Below are 23046 nucleotides of genomic sequence, written 5' to 3' on the forward strand. Positions count from 1 at the left end.
AAAAAACCGGCACCCGAGAGCGCCGGTTTTTTCGTTTCTTACCCGCCGAAATCGTCGAGCATGATGTCTTCGCGGTCCACACCCAGATCCAGCAGCATGTTGATTACCGACTGGTTCATGATCGGAGGACCACACATGTAGAACTCGCAGTCTTCGGGCGCGGGGTGGTTCTTGAGGTATTCTTCGAACAGAACGTTGTGGATAAAGCCAGTGTAGCCTTTCCAGTCATCCTCGGGCTGCGCGTCCGACAGGGCGACGTGCCATTCGAAATTGTCGAACTCTTTGGCCAGATTGTCGAAATCTTCGACAAAGAACATCTCTTTCTTCGACCGCGCCCCATACCAAAAGGTGATCTTGCGGTTGCGGTTCTCAAGACGCTTGAGCTGGTCGAAGATATGGCTGCGCATCGGGGCCATACCGGCCCCACCGCCGATGAAGACCATCTCTTTTTCCGTCTCGCGCGCGAAGAATTCGCCGAACGGACCCGAGATGGTGACCTTGTCACCCGGTTTCAGATTGAAGATGTAAGACGACATTTGACCCGCCGGGATACCCTCGGAGCCCGGAGGCGGTGAGGCCACGCGGACGTTCAGCATGATCATGCCCTTTTCGTCCGGGTAGTTGGCCATCGAATAGGCGCGTTCAATCGGCTCGTTCACAACAGATTCGTACTGCCACAGATTGAAGCGATCCCAGTCCTCGCGATACTCTTCTTCCACGTCGAAATCGGTGTATTTCAACTGGTGCGCAGGGGCCTCGATCTGAATGTAACCACCGGCGCGGAAGTTCACGTCCTCGCCTTCGGGCAAGTCCAGAGTCAGCGCTTTGATGAAGGTCGCGACGTTCTCGTTAGACCGAACGGTGCATTCCCATTTCTTGACGCCAAAGACCTCTTCGGGGACTTCGATCTCCATGTCCTGCTTGACCGCAACCTGACAGGACAGACGGTCACCACAGGACGCCTCACGCTTGGTGATGTGGCTTTCTTCGGTCGGCAGGATCGACCCGCCCCCCGAATGGACCCGCACCCGGCACTGCGCGCAGGTGCCGCCACCGCCGCAGGCGGAGGGAACGAAGAGTTTCTCGGCCGCCAGCGTTTGCAGGAGCTTGCCGCCCGCCGGGACTGAGACGGTTTTCTCACCGTTGATGGTGATGTTGACATTGCCGGTCGACACAAGACGCGACCGTGCGGCCATGATGACGGCCACCAGACCCAAAACGATGACGGTGAAAAGGGCTACACCTAAGCCAAAGGTTTCCATTCCGCCCTCCTTACAGTTTCACGCCCGAGAAGGACATGAAGGCCATCGCCATCAGTCCCGCGGTGATGAAAGTAATGCCCAGACCCTGCAAGCCGTCGGGGATATCCGAGTATTTCAGCTTTTCGCGTACACCCGCCATCGCAGTGATCGCCAGCGCCCAACCAAAGCCCGAAGAAAGACCGTAGGTCGCCGCTTCGGCAAAGTTGTAGTCGCGTTCCACCATGAACAGCGAACCACCCAGGATGGCGCAGTTCACCGTGATCAGCGGCAGAAAGATTCCCAGCGCGTTGTAGAGCGGCGGGAAGTACTTATCGAGCACCATCTCAAGGATCTGAACCATCGCCGCGATCACGCCGATATACGAAATCAGACCAAGGAAAGTCAGGTCCACATCCGGGAACCCGGCCCATGCCAGCGCGCCCGGCTTGAGCAGGTAGTTCAGCAGCAGGTTGTTGGCAGGAACGGTGATGGCCTGCACAACCATGACCGAAATACCCAGACCCAGCGCGGTCGAAATCTTCTTGGACACGGCGATGAAGGTACACATGCCGAGGAAGAAACTAAGCGCAAGGTTTTCGACAAAGATGGCCTTTACGGCCAGTGAGATCAGACCTTCCATCAGTGGGCCTCTACCTGCTGAATTTTGTATTCACGCTCTTCCACCTGGTTCGGCTTCCATGTGCGGAAAGCCCAGATGATCAGACCGATGATGAAGAACGCCGACGGGGGCAGCAGCAGCATACCGTTGGGCACGTACCAGCCGCCGTTGTTGACAGTCTCCAGAATGGTGACGCCGAACAGCGACCCGGCGCCGAACAGCTCACGAATGAAGCCGACCAGCAGCAGGATCAGGCCATAGCCCATGCCGTTGCCCATGCCGTCGATAAAGGACGCGACCGGAGGGTTTTTCATCGCAAACGCCTCGGCACGGCCCATCACGATACAGTTCGTGATGATCAAGCCGACGAAAACCGACAGGGTTTTCGAGATCTCGAAAGCATAGGCTTTCAGGATCTGGTCCACCAGGATCACCAGCGAGGCGATGATCACCATCTGCACGATGATACGGATCGATCCGGGGATCTGGTTTCGCAGGCACGAGATAAAGAAGGACGAGAACGAGGTCACAAAGATCACCGCCAGCGCCATAACCATCGACACTTGCAGCGACGAGGTCACCGCCAGCGCCGAACAGATGCCCAGCACCTGCAAGGTGATCGGGTTGTTGTCGACAAGCGGGTCGACCAGCATCTCTTTCTTGGTCTGAGACATTAGAACTCTCCTGCTTGCAGTTTGCCCAGGAACGGAGCGTAGCCCGCGTCGCCCATCCAGAATTTCACCAGGTTATCGACACCAACCGATGTCAGGGTCGCCCCTGCCAGCGCGTCGATATAGAAGTCGGGTCCGGCGGCAGGCTGGGATTTCGACACAGTGATTTGCAGATCACCATTGTCATCCCGCAGCCTCTTGCCATTCCACAGGGCCTTCCAGCGCGGGTTGTCCACCTCGGCCCCAAGGCCCGGTGTTTCACCATGCTGATAGAATTGCAGGCCGTAGATATCGTTGCCGTTATTTTCCAGCGCGATAAAGCCATAAAGCGTGGACCACAAGCCATAGCCGTGCAGCGGCAGGATCACCTTGTCCAGATCGCCTGCATCGTCGCGCAGCAGATAGATAACGCGGTATTTTGACTTGCGGCCAATGCCAGCCGGGTCATCGTCCAGCGCGACGCTCAGCTCAGGATCGCTGGCGGCGGCGATGTCGTCGAAGGTGGCCGGGTCGAACCGATCATCAACAAATTCACCGGTCGCCAGTTCCAGCACATGTGGCTCGAACGCAGCGAACGCTTCGGTTACGTCGACGCCAGGCTCATAGACGCCAGCAACCTGCAAAACGTTGACCTGTTTGTCCTTCAGCGCATTGGCTTCCTGCACCGGGCGCAGGCTGACGGCAGCAGCGGACACAACCATCGAGGCGACGAGGCAGACGGCGACCGCAATGAAGATCGTCTTGCCGACCGAGTCCGGCGAGGCCGCCAGAAACTTGGCCAGCGCGCCTTTAGGTGCCTCGTTGTTATCTGGGGATTGCGTATCAGACATGGCGACGCGCCCTCCGTTTGATGTTGGCTTGCACGACGAAATAGTCGATCAGCGGTGCAAAGACGTTGCCGAACAAGATGGCCAGCATCATGCCTTCGGGGAAAGCCGGGTTGATGACACGGATCATCACAACCATGACACCGATCAGCGCGCCATAGATATAGCGACCCAGATTGGTGTGGCTTGCGGAAACAGGCTCGGTCACCATGAAGGCCAGACCAAAGGCGTATCCGCCGATGACAATGTGCCAGTACCACGGCATCGCGAACATCGGGTTGGTGTCCGATCCGATCAGGTTCAACAGCAAGGTAAAGCCGATGGTGCCTGCCAAACAGCCCACGATCAGACGGTAGTTGGCGATCTTGGTCGTCAGCAGGAAGGCCAGACCGATCATGATAGCCAATGTCGATGTCTCGCCAAAACTGCCCTGCATGAAGCCCAGGAAGGCGTTCCACCAGGTCAGGCCCTCAGCGGCCAACGCCTGGTAGCCTTCCGAGGCCGAAACGGATAGCGCCGTTGCGCCCGAAAAGCCGTCAACTGGCGTCCAGACCGTGTCACCCGACATGTTCGCCGGATAGGCGAAATACAGGAATGCGCGGCCCACAAGTGCGGGGTTGAGGAAGTTCTTGCCGGTACCGCCGAACACCTCTTTGCCGATGACCACACCAAAGATAATGCCAAGCGCCACCTGCCACAACGGTGCAGAAGCGGGCATGATCAGTGTGTAAAGCATTGAGGTAACGAGGAAACCTTCGTTGACCTCATGGCCGCGTACGGTGGCGAAGATGACCTCGAAGATACCGCCCGCGACCAACGTGACAATGTAAATGGGCAGGAAATACATCAACCCATGCATCACATTGGCAAAGATACTGGCCGGGTTCAGCGAAATTCCAAACATCTGGAGGATCGCGATCCGCCAGCCAGTGGCCGAGTCCGGCCCCAAAGCGGCAATGGCCGAGTTTGCCTGATAGCCGGTATTGTACATCCCCCACAGGATGCAGGGGATCGTGGCGATCACGACATAGGTCATGATCCGCTTCATATCCACATAAGACCGCGCGTGAGGCGCGACGGTGGTTACGGTTTTCGGAGTGTAGATGAAGCTTTCGACCATCTCGTAGATGGGGAAATACTTCTCGTACTTGCCGCCGTTGGTAAAGTTCGGCTCAATCCGATCAAAGAAGCTGCGCAAACCCATTTGGATCAGCCCTCCTTTTCAATCTTGGTCAGGCAGTCGCGCAGCGCCAGCCCGTATTCATATTTTGCCGGACAGGCAAAGCCCACTAGGCCCAGATCCTCTTCGTCCAGCTCCAGCGCGCCCAATGCCTGCGCAGTGTCCGTGTCCATCACCAACAAGGCACGCAGCAATTGCGTCGGCAGGTAATCCTGCGGCATCAATTCCTCGAACACGCCGGTCGGCACCATCGCACGGCGTCCACCGTTCAGGTTCGAGGTGAAGGCGTAGAGTTTCTTGGCGAAGGCCGAGCCCAGAACCGGCTGCACCGAGTATTTCGACGGCATCGGACGAATCCAGCCCATCGGAATCTGATCGTGATCCTCACGGATGATGGTGATCTGCCGCGCGAACCGGCCCAGATAGGCGGTTGGACCTTCGGCATGAGTGCCCGACAGGATCGAACCCGAAATGACGCGCGGTGTACCGTCCACAGTGATCTCATCGCGGGTCAGATCATCGGTCGACGCGCCCATGACGGTGCGGATCAGACGCGGCTGACGCGCGCCCGGACCGCTCAGCGCGATCACGATGTTCGGGTCCAAATGCCCAGTCTGCATCAGGCGACCAATGGCGATCACGTCCTGATAGCCGATGGTCCAGACCTGTTTGTCACCAGCCAGCGGTTCAAGGAAATGGATGTGGGTTCCGGCCAGACCGGCAGGATGCGGGCCATCGAAAGAAGCCGCCTCTACCCCCGAAACATCCGCGCCGGGAACAGAGTCGCCGTCCTTCTGGCACAGATATGTCTTGCCCTCGGTCAACTTTGTGATCGCGGCCAGACCGGCGGCAAAGGCCTCGCCCGCGTCGGCAATGATCAGGGCGGCGTCAGCGGCCAGCGGTTCACTGTCGATCGCCGTAACAAAAATCGCCGCTGGTTTGGTGCCGGGTTCGGGCATCTTCGAATAGGGCCGTGTGCGAAATGCGGTCCACAGACCGGCAGCGCAAAGCTTTTCAGTCACGCCTTCGGAGCTGTCCGCATTGCCAACACCCGAGAAATCCAGCCCGGTATCGTTGGGATCTGAAACCTCGATCACGACGCTTTGTAGAACGCGGCGTGCGCCTCGATTGATGGCCACAACCTTACCGCTGAGCGGGGCGACCATCATCGCCTCGGGCGCATCCTTGTGACAGAACAAAGGCGTGCCGCGCTGAACTGCGTCGCCTTCCTGCACCAGCATGCGCGGCTTCAGGCCCAGGTAATCCCCGCCCAAAACCCCAACGGTCTTAAATTCCGGTCCCGGCTGGATGGTTTGATCCGGCGCGCCTTGCACCGGAAGCTCCAGCCCCTTTTTCAGTTTGAAAGTTTGCATGTCGCTACGGTCTTCCAAGCCTCTTTCCCTGCGCCCAATTCATGAAGAACCCATGTCTGAGTCCGACAATAACGCGGGAATTCCAAACAGTCGTCGCAAAAGCGTCGGAATGCGTTGGAAATCCGCGGGCGAAATTCTGATTTGGCACCGTTTACGCGGGGATGCCTTCAAACGCAAACACGTTGCGCCCCAATTCCGCGGCGGATTGTCACTTTTCTTTGAAGAATCCGGAAAGGTTGCAGTCAAAATTGCCGGTCGCGCCCGGAATGCTTCCGGTGTAAGCACGGCCAATGGAACAGAAGCGTGAACTTGAGATATTTCTTGTCGCAACCCCGGGGCTTGAGGCGCCATTACATGCCGAAGCGGTCGAGAAGGGATTCGCAGGTGCGAAGATCGGGCCGGGCGGCATAACCTGCAAAGGGGATTGGCCTGAGGTCTGGCGCGCGAATCTGTGCTTGCGTGGGGCCAACAAGGTTCTGGTCCGACTGGGAAGCTTTCCTGCCGTGCATTTGGCACAGCTGGACAAGCGCGCACGCAAATTCCCATGGTCCGACTTCCTGCGCCCGGACATCCCGGTCAAGGTCGAGGCGACCAGCCGAAAATCCCGCATCTATCATGCTGGCGCGGCCCGGCAGAGAATTGAGACGGCCATCACCGAAACACTAGGTGCGCCAATCTCATCTGACGCAGGGCTGCGCATCTTGTTACGGATCGAAAAAGACATCTGCACCTTCTCCGTCGATACCTCAGGCGAGCCCCTGCACAAGCGCGGCCATAAACCCTCAGTCGCCAAAGCGCCCATGCGGGAAACCATGGCGGCAATGTTCCTGCGCGAATGCGGCTTTGACGGGTCCGAGCCGGTTCTGGACCCGATGTGTGGCTCCGGCACCTTTGTCATCGAAGCTGCCGAAATCGCGCTGGGGCTAAACCCCGGGCGGTCCCGCGACTTTGCCTTCCAAAGCCTACGCGGGTTCGACCCCAACAAATGGGCCGAAATGCGTAATGCGGATGCTCAGGCCGAAGTCGATGTGATCTTTATCGGATCAGACCGCAATGCGGGCGCTGTTGAGGCGTCCGTTACCAATGCTGAACGCGCTGGTGTTGCCGCGCTCACCCGGTTTCATCACCGCTCCGTCAGTGACATCAAACCACCGCCCGGCCCTGTTGGGCTGGTGATCGTCAACCCGCCTTACGGTGCCAGAATCGGGGATGAGAAGCGCCTGCGCTCTTTGTACGGCAGTCTGGGCAAGGTCCTGTCCTCCCGTTTTAGCGGCTGGAGGGTGGGTATAGTGACCAGCAATCCATCCCTTGCCCGCGCCACCCGCCTGCCTTTGCTGCCTGCAGGGCCGGTTGTCGATCACGGAGGCACAAAAATCCGCCTTTACCGGACCGATCCCCTGCCCTGACCCATCGCGTCGCTTGATCATTTCCCCGGATCGAAGCCCGCTAGGAATTCCGGTCAAACGGTCCAAAAACCCTCTTGCACATCCAATTCGCCGGGTATAGATCACCCGCCATGGTCGGAGTGTAGCTCAGCCTGGTAGAGCACTGTCTTCGGGAGGCAGGGGTCGGAGGTTCGAATCCTCTCACTCCGACCAATAAAATCAATGCCTTACATGCAGTTCACGAAATGCACCATGAGCGCAGGAAGCACATGGTAAGCACGTCATTTGTGACCTTAGGTTTGGAATTGTCGCTGCAAATCCTCATGTATTATTATTTGTTTTCAATATCTTAATTCCAAAAACGACCTTCAATGCCTCTTCTGGGGTAACAAAGGGGAACCTTACCAAGACGGATTCCCAAAATTGATCGCCCGTTTGCTTCCACAAAAAAGATATACAGAGCTATAGGTAAGATAGCTTGTTTTCCTCGGAGCCGCCTTCGCGCGCTTCATATGTTCAGCGGAGGTGGCTCTGAGGAGAACAAGCGGGTTTTCCTTGGTGAGCAAGAGCATTCATTTAGCTCTGCTCTTTCCTCTCTCCCCTACAATAAATTCTGATTTCACCGTTGTTTAAATCTCGCCAATGACCAAAAGCCTTTGCAGCTCGGCCATATTTCGGGCTACAGCTTGAAACGGAGCCATCACGCGTGGCTCTGGGGCGTAGAACACCCCTGCACTAAGCGGTAGGTGCTGACCGATTTCAGCGCCACTCTCCTTGACCCCTGCGGTCGGGGAGCCTGTGGCGTATGTCCAGGACCCCGGTCTAAAGGCCACAGGGACCGGCTTAGTGCGGTTGTTCTAACTCCCCGATCACCAGGATCAGGATCGAGACCACCTTGGGGGGGCGTACCGCAGGGAACGGTCTTTGGGAGACCTATCCGTGCTTGCGAAAGACACACCAACCGCCGCCTCGATTTTTGATGGGACGGATAGGATAATTCACGCCGCTCTTGGCCTCCAAAACGGCCAATCTCTCAAACAAATTTCCACCTGCCAAAATCTTTGCCGTGGTTCGCTGCCTGCTTCGTTGAAACCTGATATTGTCTCGCTACTTTTCGCACAAATTATAAAAAACTGGACTGGTCGTGTCCCTTCCGCCGAAAATTGGCGACAGGAACGGCGGACTGCGATTTCAGATAACAATCGTAGCCTAGAAGTAGTGCTGGAACGGGCGATTGTGACCCTCGCGGACTTGGGTGAACTCACGGGATGGTACAATCAGACACCTGTTGCTTCCGGGCTGGTGAATGCTCGCTCTGATAAAAGAGCGGCGTTAGATTTGATCCGAATTGACGGTGAATTCGCAGAGCTAGTCGAGTTGAAATGGGCCAGCGACACGCCACTTTTTGCTTTATTTGAAGTGCTTAGATATGGGCTCGCGCTTGTTTTTAGTAGGCAAAACGCGCAAGAGTTTCGGTATTCCGGGCGTCCTTTGATCGAAGTCTCTAACATGAAGCTCGTCGTGTTGGCACCAGCTCAGTACTACTCAGGCTACGACCTAGGTGCATTTGAAGAGATCGTAAATCACGGGCTTGAACAACTGTCCCTCACATGCCCAGATTACCCTGAAATGGGCTTCCAGTTTTTGAAATTCCCTGAGAGTTTTGAACTGCCTATTGCATCCGGCGCAGAATTGAACGCGATGAAAAATGGCAACAAAACCGCTGCACGGTTGCGGATTAGAAAAGCAGTAAATTCACTTCAGCCAGTAGTAGAACCAACTTTATGAAAATATGCATTCATCGCGGGAGCAATGAGATTGGTGGAAACTGCGTCGAATTGCACGCCGAAGGGGCATCAATCCTGTTGGACCTCGGCGAGCCGCTTATGGGCAGCGAGTTCGGGGAAGAGGCGTTGCCGGAGGTTGAAGGCCTCACAGACGGAACAAATCCGAACCTGTTAGGCATAGTCATTTCTCACCCCCACATGGATCACTACGGTCTGGTCAAATTAGCATCACCAGAACTTCCTAAATTTATTGGGCGCGAGGCTGACAAGCTTTTGAGAGCGGCCAGCGCGTTTACTCCTTTAGGAATGAACTTTGAAAATGTGCATCACTATCAGGACAAACAGCCATTCCAGATCGGTCCATTTCGCATCACCCCTTATATCGCAGATCATTCTGCTTATGATTCCTATTCGTTTCTTGTCGAGGCTGCGGGCAAGACTTTGTTCTATTCGGGAGACCTGCGAAGTCACGGTTGGAAGGACTGGGCTTTCAAGCGATTGCTGAACAATCCACCTAAACACGTAGATGCAATGCTTTTGGAAGGAACAACGCTGAGTCGGGAAAGCGACGGCTCAACTGTGACAGAAGCTGATTTGGTCGATAAGATCGCAGCAAAAATCTGGGATACTAAAGGTATCGTTCTTGCGGGCCTTTCTGGTCAGAACATCGATAGGCTGGTCACATTCTACAAGGCTACCTTGAAAACTGGTCGTAGCTTTGTAGCAGATGCTTACATTGCGCATCTGCTTCATTCCATCGGGCGACCATCGCTACCAGACCCTACTTCAGGCGCGATGCGCGTTTTCCTACCTAATCGAATGAAGCGCCAAATTGTTCGGAGCCAGTGTTTCGATGTTGTCGAGCCATTCCGTAGGTCTCGTATCTACCCGGAGGAGATGCTTACCAACAATACCAAGTTGGTCGTATCATTTCGAGCATCTATGGCGGACGACTTTGAAAATGTGAACCTCACACGCGGTGGGCGACTGATCTATTCGATGTGGCCCGGTTATTTAGAAAATGGCTCATCCAATCTGCGTGACTGGTGCGCAGAAAAAGGCGTTGCTTTCGACATTTTGCATTCCTCGGGACACGCTACCTTCGATGATCTTTTCCGTCTTGTGCGCGCGTTTCAGCCGCGGTCTGTGATACCAATTCATACCCTTGCTCCAGAGCGTTTCGAGAGCCTAGGTGCACCTATTAAACATATTCCAGACAATCGGTGGCATCCAATTTAACTACGACCTAGAACGTCAGAGATGATCACCCTGAAGCTCAGCCTCCGTAGAAAAATGGCGACAACGCTTGGGGTAACCATAGGGAACCCATCCATGACAGCCGCAATATTTTCAACACTCCGCGAGGCAGTTTAACCGTACGCCTCGGAAAAGCCCAAAGGCTATGCTCGTCCGTTGCAGGGGATTCGACTGTTTCTGCGTTTCGGGCAGAACCTCAATTTCTCGAATACTTGTTACGCATGTGTCTATTGCCAATACTGATTGCGATCATCCATTCCCGGTTCTTCTTAGGTTGCTTAGTTGAGATGTTCCTATGAGAGACTTCCATTGACCGTTGGTTGTTTTGATTATTCTTCATTTCAGTTGGTGAATTGTTCCAAGTGTGAGTTTGTTTTCCAGAGTCCAGATATTTGATATTCGTACGAGCATTTTTTTTGCTGTCATCCAAGCACGGTCATGCAGTCCGGGCCGCACCTCGTGAGGGCCGCCACATGTGTAAGCTTATCTCACGACGAGGATTGGGTGCGTCATACAACAACGACAGATGTCGCTCCTCAACTTCAAATACCGTTTCCATTTGAGTGCACCAAATTCCTCTGAGCAGCCTCAGAAATCATGGTCACCGTTTTTAGGGTCTGTTGACAATCAGCGTGCGGCGACGAGCATAGCGCAGAGGTGCCAGTTAGCAGCGTAACTGATGTCGGTCTTGTCGTATCGCGTTGCTATACCTCTGAATTCCTTGATCTTTGCGAAGTAATTTTCAATCAGATGACGCCACTTGTACATGTGGGTATCGTAGTCTCTCAGCATTTTTCGGTTCGATTTTGGCGGGATAACAGCAGTAGCGCCGCGCTCATCAAGGTCTTTCAGAAGCCAATCAGAATCGAAGGCTTTGTCGGCCAGCAAAGCTCCGAAGGAGACATCCTGGATCAGGGGAGCAACTCCTTTCATGTCGTGTGCTTGCCCCGGTAGAAGCAGAAAACGGAACAAGTTGCCGAGCGCATCGACCAGGGCCACAATCTTGGTCGTCAGCCCGCCGCGAGAGCGTCCGATGGCTTGATGCTGAGTCCCCCTTTTGCGCCCGACGCCTTCTGATGGACTTGCACAATTGTTCCGTCGATCAGAGCGTATTCGAGGTCGGGCTCTCTGCTTATAGCATTGAAAAGACTCTCAAACACACCGGCTTTGGCCCATCGACGAAAGCGTTTGAAAACCGAATTCCAGTTACCGAAATCCTTGGGTAGGTCACGCCATGGCGCGCCTGTTCGTACGCGCCAAAGTACCGCTTCCATGAACCGTCGATTATCCTGACCCGTCGCCCCCGGGTCACCGGCCTTGCCGGGCAGGAGCAGCGCCATCTTCTCCCAAAGATCATCCGAAATCACAAAACGGTTTTCGTCCATTCAAACCTCCATTTTGGAAACTTGAATCAGAGTTCAGACAAATTGTGAATCCCAAATGTCAACAGACCCTAGTTCAATTTCTCGATTTTCGATGAAGCTTAGCGATGCGAAAAGGGAATTTCAGCCTTGTGGCATTGTCAGCAATCCACCTTTTTTGCTCCGCACTTAGCTTGTCAGATGATGACTTAACTTCAATCATCAATACTTCATCACCCTTCCAGAGAAGCAAATCTGGCCAACCCACAAAACGTCCCCAGTAATCCTCAATGAGATAGCGGAGGATAATAAGAATACTTTCAGGCGAGAGGCGTTCGATTAGTTGGCGTGCTTTATCAACATCGGGATCACGATGTGCCCAGAGATATTCACGTAGATCTCGGCTATGCCCCCGCCAATAGTCAAACAGTTCAAGAAGGTATTCTCGATCTGGTTTGTTGTCTGACATGAGCAAAGCGAAGTGTTCGTCAATTTCTTTCTTACGTCGAGCTCCGTAGGTCCGTGTCCCAAAGTCCTGCGAAAGAAAGGTTCTAATGGGGAATGTCGGCTTACCTGTATCAAGAGCTGTTCTGGAACCAAATTCCACCAATTGCGCCTCGTCGTCCGTGCTGAGTAGCTGCCACATCATAACACCGAAGAGTGCGTGTAATGGAGTGCTCTCCAACTCCATCGATGACCAGCCATCCGACGCGAATTCACGCGCCACGAACGACTCAGGTGATATGGCCTCACCTTCCAACAATACCACGGCACCCTTTTGCGGTTTTTCAACGTAGTCTGGATAAAATGGTTGGACCTTTACATTATAGCGGGCGATGATCTCCGCCTGAGAACTTTCGCGCATGTCATATTTGGGTGCCGTTGCATGCAATTCTTTCAACTCCGCAAGCACCTCTTTTTCAACGCTATTTCTCTTCTCTTGAATCTCCGTCTCGGCAGCATCCGGGTTTTCAAGAACCCATTTTTCCGCCCTTTCTGTCACCATAAAGAACAACTCGCGCCAATAGAAACGCTTGATCTTGGAAGTTCGACCGGGAATGGCAGCGGTTGGAGCAGCTACTAGAGGCAGCCCACGGCATTCGTTACATACATTGGGCCGAAATCCGATTGTAACTTTAATGCGCGCCTGAGTTTCGAGTTCCACCCCCTGTTCGAGTTGATGTGAAAGAAAGCGGTTTCCGAACTCTTCGTTGCACGCACACATCATCACTTCGCCACAGTCATTGCAGCGGTACTTACGGATGAGTTCGTACTCGTTCAGACATTCAACCGTGAGATGGCGGCAAGCATTGGGCATTGGATACAACAAGGTTAGAACTAACTAATGCGAGGAGCTATTTTTGTGCATTCCCACCACATTTACATTTCCGGTAGAGATAATCCACGCCCAGAGAAATGGGAAACTGGCGAGCACAAGGTTTCACCAAAACACTGTCATATTTCGTTTCTAAATTGTTAGAGAGCTATTTGAAGGAATGCTGGGATAATTATGTTTGTTTCTCTGACGTGTTCCCGTCACATCGAAAAACACACCTGAGTTCCGTCAGTAGCTTTCATCCTCGCGGTCCAACATTTCTTGGACACCGGGGTAACGAGGGGGAACCGGCCCAAGACGGAGCTCCCGCCTGTATTGCTTCAGCAATTCTCCGTTCTTATGCAATGGTCGAGGGTCGCATCCGCACGCCGCAATTATTCTGACTTCTCTTGCAAGCCATCGCGCAGTTTCAAGCGGTATCTCTTCAGGCTTACCAAGTGTGATCTTTCCTTGACTTGAACGACCCTTGATGCGGAACATTACGATGTAAGAACGCACACCTGAAGAACGCACACGCAATCCAAAACCTGATGGCCGGTCAGACCAGATCGTATATTCGATATCTCGAGGCGCTGCTGTGGTGACTACTTCCTCGTTCAAGTCAGGGCGAACGAGAACTGACAGTTTAACGCACTCTGTCGGAACAGACAGCGGCTCAACGAGAATATCATCAGGATCGACGTCTCTTAGATAATCGTCGTCGCTTGTGTCGGCCTGTATTCGGGTTGTGTAAAATCCGGGCGCTAAATCTCGAAATGCCCGCTTCGCGTAAGCGTCCGAGAACCCTTGGTGACGCAATGCCCAATAAGCATCGTTTTTGACACGAGGGTCTTTGCTATCGATTGGCCCGCGTTGCTCTCTGCGGAGGCGTTGCTCATTCGTAGGATTATTGCGGGGCTTCATAACAAAACCCCGCAAAAATTGGCACGTTCAGGTAACCTGCGCTTTGTGTACGCCGTCAACCATTTTGTCCGGTAGCGACAACCTCGTTGTCCGGTTTTAGCCGCAGTTCATGACGTGTTTATGGTCTGGTTTGCTTCTCCTTCAGGTTTTGGCTTTTCCGGTGGATTTTTGTTTTGGCCGACGTTGATTTTCAGCTGAGCGTCGCCTGTAGCTTTCGAAGTTCATCTCGAGGATCGTGGCGTGATGAACCAACCTGTCGATGGCTGCGACGGTAACAGCTTGGTCGGGGAAGATTTTGCCCCATGCACTGAATGGCTGGTTGGCAGCGATCGCAAGGCTTCGGTTTTCATAGCGCCGTGCGATAAGTTCGAAGAGAACAGAGCTTTCGGCGTGGTCTTTCTGGGCATATGTGATGTCGTCCAGAATGACGAGATCGAATTTGTCGAGTTTGGCCAGTGCAGTTTCCAACACGAGATCTCGCCGGGCAGCCTGAAGTTTCTGTACCAGATCGGTTGTTCGCGTGTAGAGGACGCGATTCCCGGCTTCGATCAGAGCATGTCCTATGGCGCAAAGAATATGCGTCTTGCCCGCGCCGGAGTTTCCGATGGCGATCAGATTGGCGCCGGTTTCAACCCAGTCGCCTGCTGCGAGCGCCTCGATCCGGGCTTGTGACAGCTCAGGTACGGCTTTGAACTCGAATGTGGCCAGGGTTTTTCCGCCGGGCAGGCCCGATTGGCCCAGGTGGCGTCGAATGCGGCGTTCCTCGCGCTCAGCCAATTCGATCTCGGCTAGAGTGGCCAGCAACCTGGCTGCAGGCCAGTTCTCGGTATCGGCCTGTTGCGCGAAGCGCTCCCAGTGGTGCTGGAAGCTGGGCAGACGCAAAGCGGTGAACAGGGCGGGCAAGGCGTGCACATCGACAGTTTGTGGTTTGGACACCTGTGTCATGTGCGCACCTCCAGCAAGCGATCGAAGCTGGACAGATCCGTCAGTCTGACCTTTCGGTCTTCCGGCAATTCCGTGCGTGACCCAAGGAGTTGTTTCCGCAGGGTTTTGGCATCTGGCAATGCGCCATTTGCAAAGTCCCCGGCGATCAGCGCGGCCAGGTCTGCCTCGCAGTTCTCGCTATGGGCCAGCCAGAGCAGATCGACCATGCGTTTGCAAGCCTCTTTGCGGGGCAAAACCTCGGAGAGGCGGTTCCAGGCCTCAGCGTATTCGGACCTGGGGAAGAGATTGTCGCGATAGACGGAATTTGCCAAAGCCTGAGGCTTGCGACGCAGGGCATGGATGACATGCCGGTAATTGATGCTATGGATACGTTTACCGTCCTTGCGCCCGCGCATGCGGGGATGGGAGACCACATGCGTGGCCCCGAGATAGGCTTCGATCCGGTCGTCATAGACGTGAACGCGCAAGCGCTGGCCGATGAACTGCGAGGGCACGGAATAGAACACGCTGTGGACCAGGAAACCTCCGGTCCTGACAACACGCACGACAAGTTCGGTGAAGTCGGTGGTGCGCTGCGTGGGCAGCGGCTTGAGGTGTTGCAACTCGACTTTTATCTTGTCCTCACGGCGGCGGTTGCGGCGGGCGACAACTTCGTCGACAAACCGGCGCCAGGCATCGATGTCGGGAAAGTCCCGCGATCCCCGCAGGATCAGAGCCTGATCCAAAGCCACCTTGAGATGATTGTTGTGTGCTTCGATCGCGCCATTCTCATGGGCTTCGCCGGGATTATTGCGGCTCGCGACCATCCCATAGTGCCGACAGAACGCCTCATAACGTTCGGTGACATCCCTGGTCGCATCCTTGTCGAGATTGCGATACGCGGCCGACAGGCTGTCGGTTCTGCTCTCCTGCGGCACGCCCCCAAGTGTCCAGAGCGCATTCTGAAGGTTTTCAGCCAGTGCCGTGAAACTCTCCCCGCCCAGAACCGGCGCGGCATGCTCCCAGCCGCTGTAGGCGAGAACAAAGTGGAAAAGCCGATGAAGCAGCAAATGACCGGCGATTGTCACGCCGAGTTCAGTCGCATCGGTGAAGTCCGACAGTCCCATACGCCCTGGCTCCGGGGACTGGCGAAAGATCACGTCGCGCTCGGGGCCATGCAGGGCGCGCCACTCCCGAACCCGTCGTTCCAGCGTCCGCCGGACCCGATCATCGGGGAAGCCGTCAGGATCCAGCATCTGCAAATGACGGAGCAACGTCACAGCTTGCACGGAAGAATCCCGTTCGAGGAGCGGGATCAGGATAGGCTGCCACACAGCCTCCAAAGGATCAGGGACGGTGCGACCACGGACTGGTTTGCGCTGCGAAGGCAGTACCGGGTTTGCTTCAATCCTGCGCCCGGTGCGTTCGCTGAAACCGGCACGGGCTGCGGCAACACGTTGGTTATGAAAGGGTCGGTCGGACATGTACAATCTCATTTGCTGGTCGGTGACGGGTTTCCCCGGCATTCGGAACCTCCGTATTCACGTTCAGAGGTCTCCAACCTACCGGGCCACAGCGGCCAGCACCTACCCCGTACCCCTCCCAAAAGGGCCGATCCGGTGGCTCAAACCTCCAATCGGGCTCCGCCCTCATTCCGGTTCAAGCCACCGGCCAACTTGGCTGTCGGTGCCGGTCAACTTGGTTGTCGCTCATCACTTTGTGCGCTCCAAGATATTCAGCAAGCTGAGGTATGGTGGCTGTCGTGTAGACAGAAGGACCACATGCCAGATAGACAATAGCGCCGTCTGCACCGTTAGCTCGACCGCCTGCGATTTGACTGCGCCGTAGTAGTGCGCCGCCGCCGCTTTTAGCCGGAATAAGGATGAATTGATCATTGTGTTCTTCCATGACGAGAGCCTTTCCAATGGTTTGTGTCATGGTGAAAGCATACGTAGCCTTCACCTATAATAACAAACCAGACCCTCCGTTGGTGTCAACTTTTTTGAGCCTCAAGCCATTGTATTATCGACACTTTTCCTGCCTTCAATGACTCCAAAGGTGGACGCGCTGCCAGAAGATTTTAACAGTTTCCAAACAGCGCGCCGGGTCACTAGGGTCTGTTGACATTTGGGATTCACAATTTGTCTGAACTCTGATTCAAGTTTCCAAAATGGAGGTTTGAATGGACGAAAACCGTTTTGTGATTTCGGATGATCTTTGGGAGAAGATGGCGCTGCTCCTGCCCGGCAAGGCCGGTGACCCGGGGGCGACGGGTCAGGATAATCGACGGTTCATGGAAGCGGTACTTTGGCGCGTACGAACAGGCGCGCCATGGCGTGACCTACCCAAGGATTTCGGTAACTGGAATTCGGTTTTCAAACGCTTTCGTCGATGGGCCAAAGCCGGTGTGTTTGAGAGTCTTTTCAATGCTATAAGCAGAGAGCCCGACCTCGAATACGCTCTGATCGACGGAACAATTGTGCAAGTCCATCAGAAGGCGTCGGGCGCAAAAGGGGGACTCAGCATCAAGCCATCGGACGCTCTCGCGGCGGGCTGACGACCAAGATTGTGGCCCTGGTCGATGCGCTCGGCAACTTGTTCCGTTTTCTGCTTCTACCGGGGCAAGCACACGACATGAAAGGAGTTGCTCCCCTGATCCAGGATGTCTCCTTCGGAGCTTTGCTGGCCGACAAAGCCTTCGATTCTGATTGGCTTCTGAAAGACCTTGATGAGCGCGGCGCTACTGCTGTTATCCCGCCAAAATCGAACCGAAAAATGCTGAGAGACTACGATACCCACATGTACAAGTGGCGTCATCTGATTGAAAATTACTTCGCAAAGATCAAGGAATTCAGAGGTATAGCAACGCGATACGACAAGACCGACATCAGTTACGCTGCTAACTGGCACCTCTGCGCTATGCTCGTCGCCGCACGCTGATTGTCAACAGACCCTAGAGTGGGCGCAAGGCTTGGGTGGGGCCACTATCCGAAGTAGTTCTGCGCATGTTACAGCGCGACAGGACCCATTCGTCTAAATGTTCGGACAAATAGTAAACCCGACTTCCAATCTTGGCGTATTTTGGCCCGCCACCGGTACTACGGAGCTTAGCCAAATATTTTTCGCTGTAGTCGAGGTTAAAATCGACGTAGAGGTAGCATATAGCCTCCCGTGTCGAGTAGAATCTTTGTGCCATAGTGCACTCCTATATTTATGTCGAGTGCGGCCCTTGGTACCGCTACAGTATATACAGTCAGAGCTAAAAAAAACGCAGCGCTCTACGGTAACAAATTGTTACAAGCTAATATTATCTAATTTTTTCAATATGTTACAATGATTTCGGTCACATCAATCAAATGGCATGTTGTCTGACATCTGGTTAAGTGCACGCCTTAGCGGATCTTCAGTTAGGTGCGCATATCGAGCAGTTGTCTCGGGGGACTTGTGCCCTAGAAGCTTGCCAATAACCTGCAGGCTTACACCTTGAGCCGCTGCGACAGAAGCAAATGTATGCCTCAAATCGTGAATACGCACGTCAGCCATTCCAGCGTACTCGGAAATTCGTTTCCAAGGCCGTTTGAGGTCGGCGCGGGGTTTTTGCGGGTTGTCTCCCGCGACAACGTAGGTTCCAACACGCGGCAACCTCTTAAGGACATCAATTGCAGCGTTGGACAAATAGACAGTTTTTCGGCCTGTCTTACTATCCGGGAGGTTTAGGAGCCCTCGCTCAAGGTCTACTTCAGACCACCGCAAATGCAGAATTTCTCGAAGGCGGCACCCTGTCAGCAATAGCAGACGGATTGCACCTGTTACATGCGGCGAAACCTTCTCTGTCTGACGTCAGCGCCAATGGGACAGTTTAGGTTGATTTGATAAGAGAGGGTTTCTGGCTCATCGTAACCGCCAAGGAGTGGAGATGAGAAAGAAACCCGGAACTAAGCAGAGCCACGGTGAGAAGGTCGTAAAGGACATTCGCCGTGCGACCCGCAAACAGTATTCCGCAGAAGAAAAGATTAGGATCGTTCTGGACGGCCTCAAGGGCGAGGACAGCATTGCGGAGCTCTGCCGCCGTGAAGGCATTGCACAGAGCCTCTACTACAGCTGGTCCAAAGAGTTCCTGGAAGCCGGCAAGAAACGTCTGGCCGGCGACACGGCACGTGCCGCGACATCGACCGAGGTCAAAGACCTGCGCCGTGAAGCCCGCGATCTGAAAGAAGTTGTGGCAGAACAGGCCCTGGAACTGCGGCTTCTCAAAAAAAGCATGATCGCGGATGGGGACGACGAGGAATGAGATATCCTGCATCCGAAAAACTGGAAATCATCCGCTTGGTTGAGCAATCGCATCTGCCGACCAAACGCACTTTGGAAAAGCTGGGCATTCCGAAGACCACCTTCTATCGCTGGTACGACCGATATCTTGTCGGTGGCCCCGAGGCGCTTGAAGATCGTAGACCCACGCCGTCACGGGTCTGGAACCGCATTCCCACACCAGTGCGCGAGAAGATCAAGGATCTGGCCCTGAAGGAAAGCGAGCTGTCTCCGCGTGAGTTGGCTGTCCGCTTCACCGACACGGAAAAGTATTTTGTGTCAGAGGCTTCCGTCTATCGCATCCTCAAATCGTACGACCTGATCACCAGCCCGGCTTATGTGGTTTTGTCCGCAGCGGATGAGTTTCAAGACAAAACGACACGACCGAACCAGCTTTGGCAGACCGACTTTACCTATCTGAAAGTGATCGGCTGGGGGTGGTTCTATCTCAGTACGATCCTGGATGACTTCAGCCGTTACGTCATCGCCTGGAAGCTTTGCACGACGATGAAGACCGAGGATGTGACCGACACTCTGGACCTCGCCTTGCAAAGCTCAGGCTGTGATCAGGCAACCGTGTTGCATAAGCCGCGTCTGCTCAGCGACAACGGGTCCAGCTACATTTCCGGAGAGTTGGTTGATTGGCTGGAAGATCAGCAAATGGATCACGTGCGTGGGGCGCCATATCATCCGCAAACCCAAGGCAAGATCGAGCGCTGGCATCAGACCCTCAAGAACCGCATCTTGTTGGAAAACTACTATCTGCCTGGCGATCTCACGCAGCAGATTGACGCCTTCGTCGAGCATTACAATCATCGTCGCTACCACGAAAGCCTGCAAAACCTCACGCCCGCTGACGTCTACTTCGGACGAGACCAGACCATTCTGAGACAACGAGAAAGGATCAAACGAAAGACAATCGAAACGCGTCGCTTGCTTCACCGCAAATCCGCCGCATAATCACGCGAACCGGATGAGTCAGATTCTCTCTTAGCTCAGACTGCCAACTGGCCCAAAACTCCTGACGACGGACACCCAGATCAAAGCCTTCGCCGCTAGCCTTGGTAAACGCCCCAAGACCGATCGGCTCGAAGCTGAGAAACACATCGGCAAGGGCGTGATCTTTATTTTCTGTCAGTTCATCCATGGCCGACCGGTGAATTGGTTCTTCCGCGGTACGGTCTCCGAATTTTGGTGATCAAGCCATTTGAAGTTAATCTTTGAACATTGTGAGTTTGTATTTCATTTAGGGAGGAAGATTCGATGCCTAGATCAATCACCTTGATAGCCTTGGCGTGCCTAGCGATCTACATCGCACCAATAAGCGCGGCGGCCCAGCCATGGCAATGTTGGGAAGGGAAGCGAGACTTATTGACCGGAATCTGCCTCCCCGTTCCCAATTCAGCAGTTCCTTCGAGAGAGCTCAGGGGTGCGCTTTACATACGGTGTGAGTACTACAAGGGCGGAAGGGACGAATATGTTGGAAGGTCTTGTTGTGAGCACTTGACTGATGGTGATGCCGCAGCGTTCAAAGTTTGCGCTCACCGTGGAAGAACGCCGCAGGGGCTAGAAGCATTGATGAAGTACGGGCAGTTTGTCTCCGGAGTTGGAATCGCGTGCGAATACATCGATTGCGAGGAACTGTTGAGAATATACTATCAGTGAGATTGATCCGGCCGAGGACATTGGCCAAAGCCCTTAGCTTTATCGGCCTGGTGTTGGTTCATCCTGATCGCGTGACTGGCTTTCATCAATCCTTGGCCGACGCTCTTTGATGACCAGCTGGCCGCAAAGGGCCGACGGGCCAGAAGTTTTCGGCGATTTGTTCAGACTTGAGATAGTCGAAAAGATCGGTTTTCTGTTCCTATAAAACGTTATTATCTCTGTCTCTATCTTCATCCGATCCAAGCCATGCTTTCAACGGCTTCGCAGCAATGTCTGTTTAGGCGGCGAAGGATGAGTTTTCTTCCGATGGATCACAGGCCGATGATGCACTAACAATCAAACTGGACCAGTCGGATGAGGCTGCTCAGCGGACATCGAAAAAAACGAACGACGACCGCTTTTGTCCGCATTACAGCCAATTAGTTCCCCAAAATTGAACGGCTGCATTGTAGTTGGCTTGTCGAGAATGGCGGATATTTATCCTGAGTTGGGCCACGAAAGGCAACTTATCTTGGCGGCAATGGTAAGTTAGCAGAAGCAACTAAAAGAATTTCCTATATCTACAATAGGTTATTCTTTCCGGAAAGGCAGAATATCTCTGCATTTCACAAAGTTGTCAAATGCAGAGATATTTTGCCTTTTGACCATTTAACTTACCTTTTCGCCAATTAAAGTTACCTCTGGTTGCCTGAAGTGTTGCCAGTTCAAGTCTCAATTTTTGAACAAGCGGCCCATTGCCGACATTGGACATGGTCTCGGAATGCTGCGGCTGCGGCCACATAGTTGCCGTTCGCTGCTAGTGCAGCACCTATCGTCGTTGATGACAACTATGCTGGACCCTTCCGACATTCGTTTCATATCTTCGCTAATGCATCATTAGTATGCAGGTGCTGCACCCCCCTACTGTCACAGCGAAAACTATGTCACTGAAGCGGCCGTTGACGAGTTTTCATCAGACCAGAACCGAGACCGTACTTTTGCTGCAATCTAGCCAGACCATCGAGACGCGTGAAAACTCGGATTTTCACCCACTCATGCATAGGGACCGAAATCGAAAATAGGCGAACTTCCGCGTTAAAAACGAAGACCACCCGAGACGTCGACGCAGACATGTCGCGGATGAAAGGTAAGCCCAACCTTGCGATCCATCTCCGCTCAGAGATCAGGGCCAATATCATTGAAGCTTGAACGGATGCTTGGAACCAATGCTTTCACCAAGTCCCTCATATCGAGTTGCCCAATTGCGTCGCCATTTTCCACCACGCGGTAAATGTGGTTTGTATCGCCGCCCGATTTGGCGATCAGGCTTTCGAGGTTGCTATCTGCGTCGATGTCTCCATCGAACTTCTCTGAAGTCAGCTGTGAAGTAATGGATTTTACCCGCAATACGCGGGCACGGTTGATGTCACTTACGAAGTCTTCGATGTAGGGATCAGAGGGGTTGAGCAGAATATCTTGTGGATCGCCTTGTTGAACAACAGCGCCATCCTTGAGAATAACCAGGTGATCGGCAAGTTTCAGAGCTTCATCGAGATCGTGTGTGATAAAAACGATGGTCTTGTGGAGTTCGCGCTGCAATTCAAGCAGCAAGTCCTGCATGTCTGTTCGGATAAGAGGGTCTAGGGCTGAAAATGCTTCGTCCATCAACATGATGTCTGTGTTGGCGGTCAGCGCCCTTGCGATACCGACGCGCTGCTGCATCCCGCCAGACAGTTGTGATGGGTATCTGTCGCCATAACCACCAAGCCCAACGCGGTCGAGCCATTTTTCGGCCTCTCGAGATTGAACATCCTCTGCTTCTCCCTGTACGGACAGTGGCATTGCGGCGTTCTGTGACACTGTCCGGTGAGGCAATAGCGCAAACTTCTGAAAAACCATCGACATGGTTTTCTGACGCAAGCTCCTAAGTGCCGCGGGACCCAGTCCAAGCACGTCCTGTCCATCCACCAAAACTTCGCCAGCACTGGGTTCGATCAGTCGGTTAAGGTGCCTGATCAAGGTCGACTTGCCCGACCCCGAAAGCCCCATGATGACGGTGATTTCGCCCGCCTGCATGTCCACATTGATGTCGCTGAGGCCCAGAACATGCGCATGTTGCTCAAGTAAGTCTGGCTTGCTGAGCCCCGCCTTGACTTTGGCGACCAGTTCGCGGTCGCGTGCCCCAAAGATCTTGTAGAGGTTCTTAATTGAAATCTTAGGTTGATCCATC

20 protein-coding genes, 1 tRNA gene and 1 pseudogene are annotated in these 23046 nt (G+C 54.0%); 7 read left to right on the forward strand and 15 right to left on the reverse strand.

The annotated features are described in order from the left end of the window. Positions 1-38 precede the first annotated feature (38 nt). The 6 genes from nqrF to ACOQOY_RS01765 are packed head-to-tail and all read right to left on the reverse strand — an operon-like array spanning position 39 to position 5911. Complete coding sequence (gene nqrF, locus ACOQOY_RS01740; protein WP_420583768.1) at positions 39-1262, reverse strand: NADH:ubiquinone reductase (Na(+)-transporting) subunit F; 1224 nt, start codon at positions 1260-1262, stop codon at positions 39-41. Between the two features lie 10 nt (positions 1263-1272). Then, entirely contained in the window at positions 1273-1881 is a 609-nt protein-coding gene (nqrE, locus tag ACOQOY_RS01745) for an NADH:ubiquinone reductase (Na(+)-transporting) subunit E (RefSeq protein WP_050603817.1), read from the reverse strand. Beyond that, positions 1881-2534 (reverse strand): NADH:ubiquinone reductase (Na(+)-transporting) subunit D, encoded by a 654-nt coding sequence (locus tag ACOQOY_RS01750; RefSeq protein ID WP_152460184.1) that lies wholly within the window; start codon positions 2532-2534, stop codon positions 1881-1883. The genes nqrE and ACOQOY_RS01750 overlap by 1 nt, the downstream gene beginning before the upstream one ends. Continuing rightward, entirely contained in the window at positions 2534-3361 is an 828-nt protein-coding gene (locus ACOQOY_RS01755) for a Na(+)-translocating NADH-quinone reductase subunit C (RefSeq protein ID WP_420583769.1), read from the reverse strand. The genes ACOQOY_RS01750 and ACOQOY_RS01755 overlap by 1 nt, the downstream gene beginning before the upstream one ends. Continuing rightward, complete coding sequence (locus tag ACOQOY_RS01760; RefSeq protein ID WP_420583770.1) at positions 3354-4562, reverse strand: NADH:ubiquinone reductase (Na(+)-transporting) subunit B; 1209 nt, start codon at positions 4560-4562, stop codon at positions 3354-3356. The genes ACOQOY_RS01755 and ACOQOY_RS01760 overlap by 8 nt, the downstream gene beginning before the upstream one ends. Before the next feature lie 5 nt (positions 4563-4567). Beyond that, on the reverse strand, positions 4568-5911 hold the full coding sequence (locus tag ACOQOY_RS01765) for a Na(+)-translocating NADH-quinone reductase subunit A (RefSeq protein WP_420583771.1): 1344 nt from the start codon (positions 5909-5911) through the stop codon (positions 4568-4570). A gap of 52 nt (positions 5912-5963) precedes the next feature. Here ACOQOY_RS01765 and ACOQOY_RS01770 point away from each other — a divergent pair, with 52 nt between their 5' ends. From ACOQOY_RS01770 to ACOQOY_RS01790, 5 genes are all read left to right on the forward strand, one after another. Beyond that, entirely contained in the window at positions 5964-6218 is a 255-nt protein-coding gene (locus tag ACOQOY_RS01770) for a hypothetical protein (RefSeq protein ID WP_420583772.1), read from the forward strand. After that, entirely contained in the window at positions 6202-7317 is a 1116-nt protein-coding gene (locus ACOQOY_RS01775; protein ID WP_420583773.1) for a THUMP domain-containing class I SAM-dependent RNA methyltransferase, read from the forward strand. Before ACOQOY_RS01770 ends, ACOQOY_RS01775 begins: the two co-directional genes overlap by 17 nt. 115 nt (positions 7318-7432) lie before the next feature. Further along, positions 7433-7509 (forward strand) — tRNA-Pro (locus ACOQOY_RS01780). A 726-nt stretch (positions 7510-8235) separates the two neighbouring features. Further along, positions 8236-9084, forward strand: coding sequence for a hypothetical protein (locus ACOQOY_RS01785; protein ID WP_420583774.1), 849 nt, complete (start codon positions 8236-8238; stop codon positions 9082-9084). After that, on the forward strand, positions 9081-10322 hold the full coding sequence (locus tag ACOQOY_RS01790; RefSeq protein ID WP_420583775.1) for an MBL fold metallo-hydrolase: 1242 nt from the start codon (positions 9081-9083) through the stop codon (positions 10320-10322). Before ACOQOY_RS01785 ends, ACOQOY_RS01790 begins: the two co-directional genes overlap by 4 nt. Before the next feature lie 645 nt (positions 10323-10967). Here ACOQOY_RS01790 and ACOQOY_RS01795 read toward each other — a convergent pair. The 6 genes from ACOQOY_RS01795 to ACOQOY_RS01820 form a co-directional block, all read right to left on the reverse strand. Further along, a protein-coding gene (locus ACOQOY_RS01795) for an IS5 family transposase (protein ID WP_420583776.1) occupies positions 10968-11725 on the reverse strand; the annotation gives its coding sequence in 2 pieces (ribosomal slippage) (positions 10968-11389 and positions 11389-11725; 759 coding nt in all). A 73-nt stretch (positions 11726-11798) separates the two neighbouring features. Next, the gene (locus ACOQOY_RS01800; protein ID WP_420583777.1) at positions 11799-13019 is read right to left on the reverse strand and encodes a VRR-NUC domain-containing protein; all 1221 of its coding nucleotides are present in this window, start codon (positions 13017-13019) and stop codon (positions 11799-11801) included. Between the two features lie 246 nt (positions 13020-13265). Continuing rightward, on the reverse strand, positions 13266-13940 hold the full coding sequence (locus ACOQOY_RS01805) for an Arm DNA-binding domain-containing protein (protein WP_420583778.1): 675 nt from the start codon (positions 13938-13940) through the stop codon (positions 13266-13268). Between the two features lie 141 nt (positions 13941-14081). After that, complete coding sequence (gene istB / locus ACOQOY_RS01810; protein WP_420583779.1) at positions 14082-14885, reverse strand: IS21-like element helper ATPase IstB; 804 nt, start codon at positions 14883-14885, stop codon at positions 14082-14084. Beyond that, positions 14882-16390 (reverse strand): IS21 family transposase, encoded by a 1509-nt coding sequence (gene istA, locus ACOQOY_RS01815; protein ID WP_420583780.1) that lies wholly within the window; start codon positions 16388-16390, stop codon positions 14882-14884. The genes istB and istA overlap by 4 nt, the downstream gene beginning before the upstream one ends. A gap of 133 nt (positions 16391-16523) precedes the next feature. After that, the gene (locus ACOQOY_RS01820) at positions 16524-16802 is read right to left on the reverse strand and encodes a hypothetical protein (RefSeq protein ID WP_420583781.1); all 279 of its coding nucleotides are present in this window, start codon (positions 16800-16802) and stop codon (positions 16524-16526) included. A gap of 289 nt (positions 16803-17091) precedes the next feature. Between ACOQOY_RS01820 and ACOQOY_RS01825 the strand changes: the two are divergent. Beyond that, positions 17092-17804, forward strand: a pseudogene (locus ACOQOY_RS01825) (IS5 family transposase). Positions 17805-18212: 408 nt separating this feature from the next. Here the strand turns inward: ACOQOY_RS01825 and ACOQOY_RS01830 are convergent. Then, positions 18213-18665, reverse strand: a complete 453-nt coding sequence (locus tag ACOQOY_RS01830) for a site-specific integrase (RefSeq protein WP_420584021.1) — start codon at positions 18663-18665, stop codon at positions 18213-18215. Positions 18666-18780: 115 nt separating this feature from the next. Here ACOQOY_RS01830 and ACOQOY_RS01835 point away from each other — a divergent pair. Beyond that, a protein-coding gene (locus ACOQOY_RS01835) for an IS3 family transposase (protein ID WP_420583782.1) occupies positions 18781-20132 on the forward strand; the annotation gives its coding sequence in 2 pieces (ribosomal slippage) (positions 18781-19117 and positions 19117-20132; 1353 coding nt in all). On the opposite strand, the gene ACOQOY_RS01840 is transcribed toward ACOQOY_RS01835, so the two are convergent. Together ACOQOY_RS01840 and ACOQOY_RS01845 are read right to left on the reverse strand one after the other, a co-directional pair. Beyond that, positions 20077-20319, reverse strand: coding sequence for a hypothetical protein (locus tag ACOQOY_RS01840; protein WP_420583783.1), 243 nt, complete (start codon positions 20317-20319; stop codon positions 20077-20079). The genes ACOQOY_RS01835 and ACOQOY_RS01840 overlap by 56 nt on opposite strands. 1673 nt (positions 20320-21992) lie before the next feature. Continuing rightward, complete coding sequence (locus tag ACOQOY_RS01845) at positions 21993-23045, reverse strand: quaternary amine ABC transporter ATP-binding protein (protein WP_420583784.1); 1053 nt, start codon at positions 23043-23045, stop codon at positions 21993-21995. Between the last annotated feature and the right edge of the window lies 1 nt (position 23046).

Source organism: Ruegeria sp., from assembly GCF_965221235.1.
In the GTDB taxonomy this organism is placed as follows: Bacteria; Pseudomonadota; Alphaproteobacteria; order Rhodobacterales; family Rhodobacteraceae; genus Ruegeria.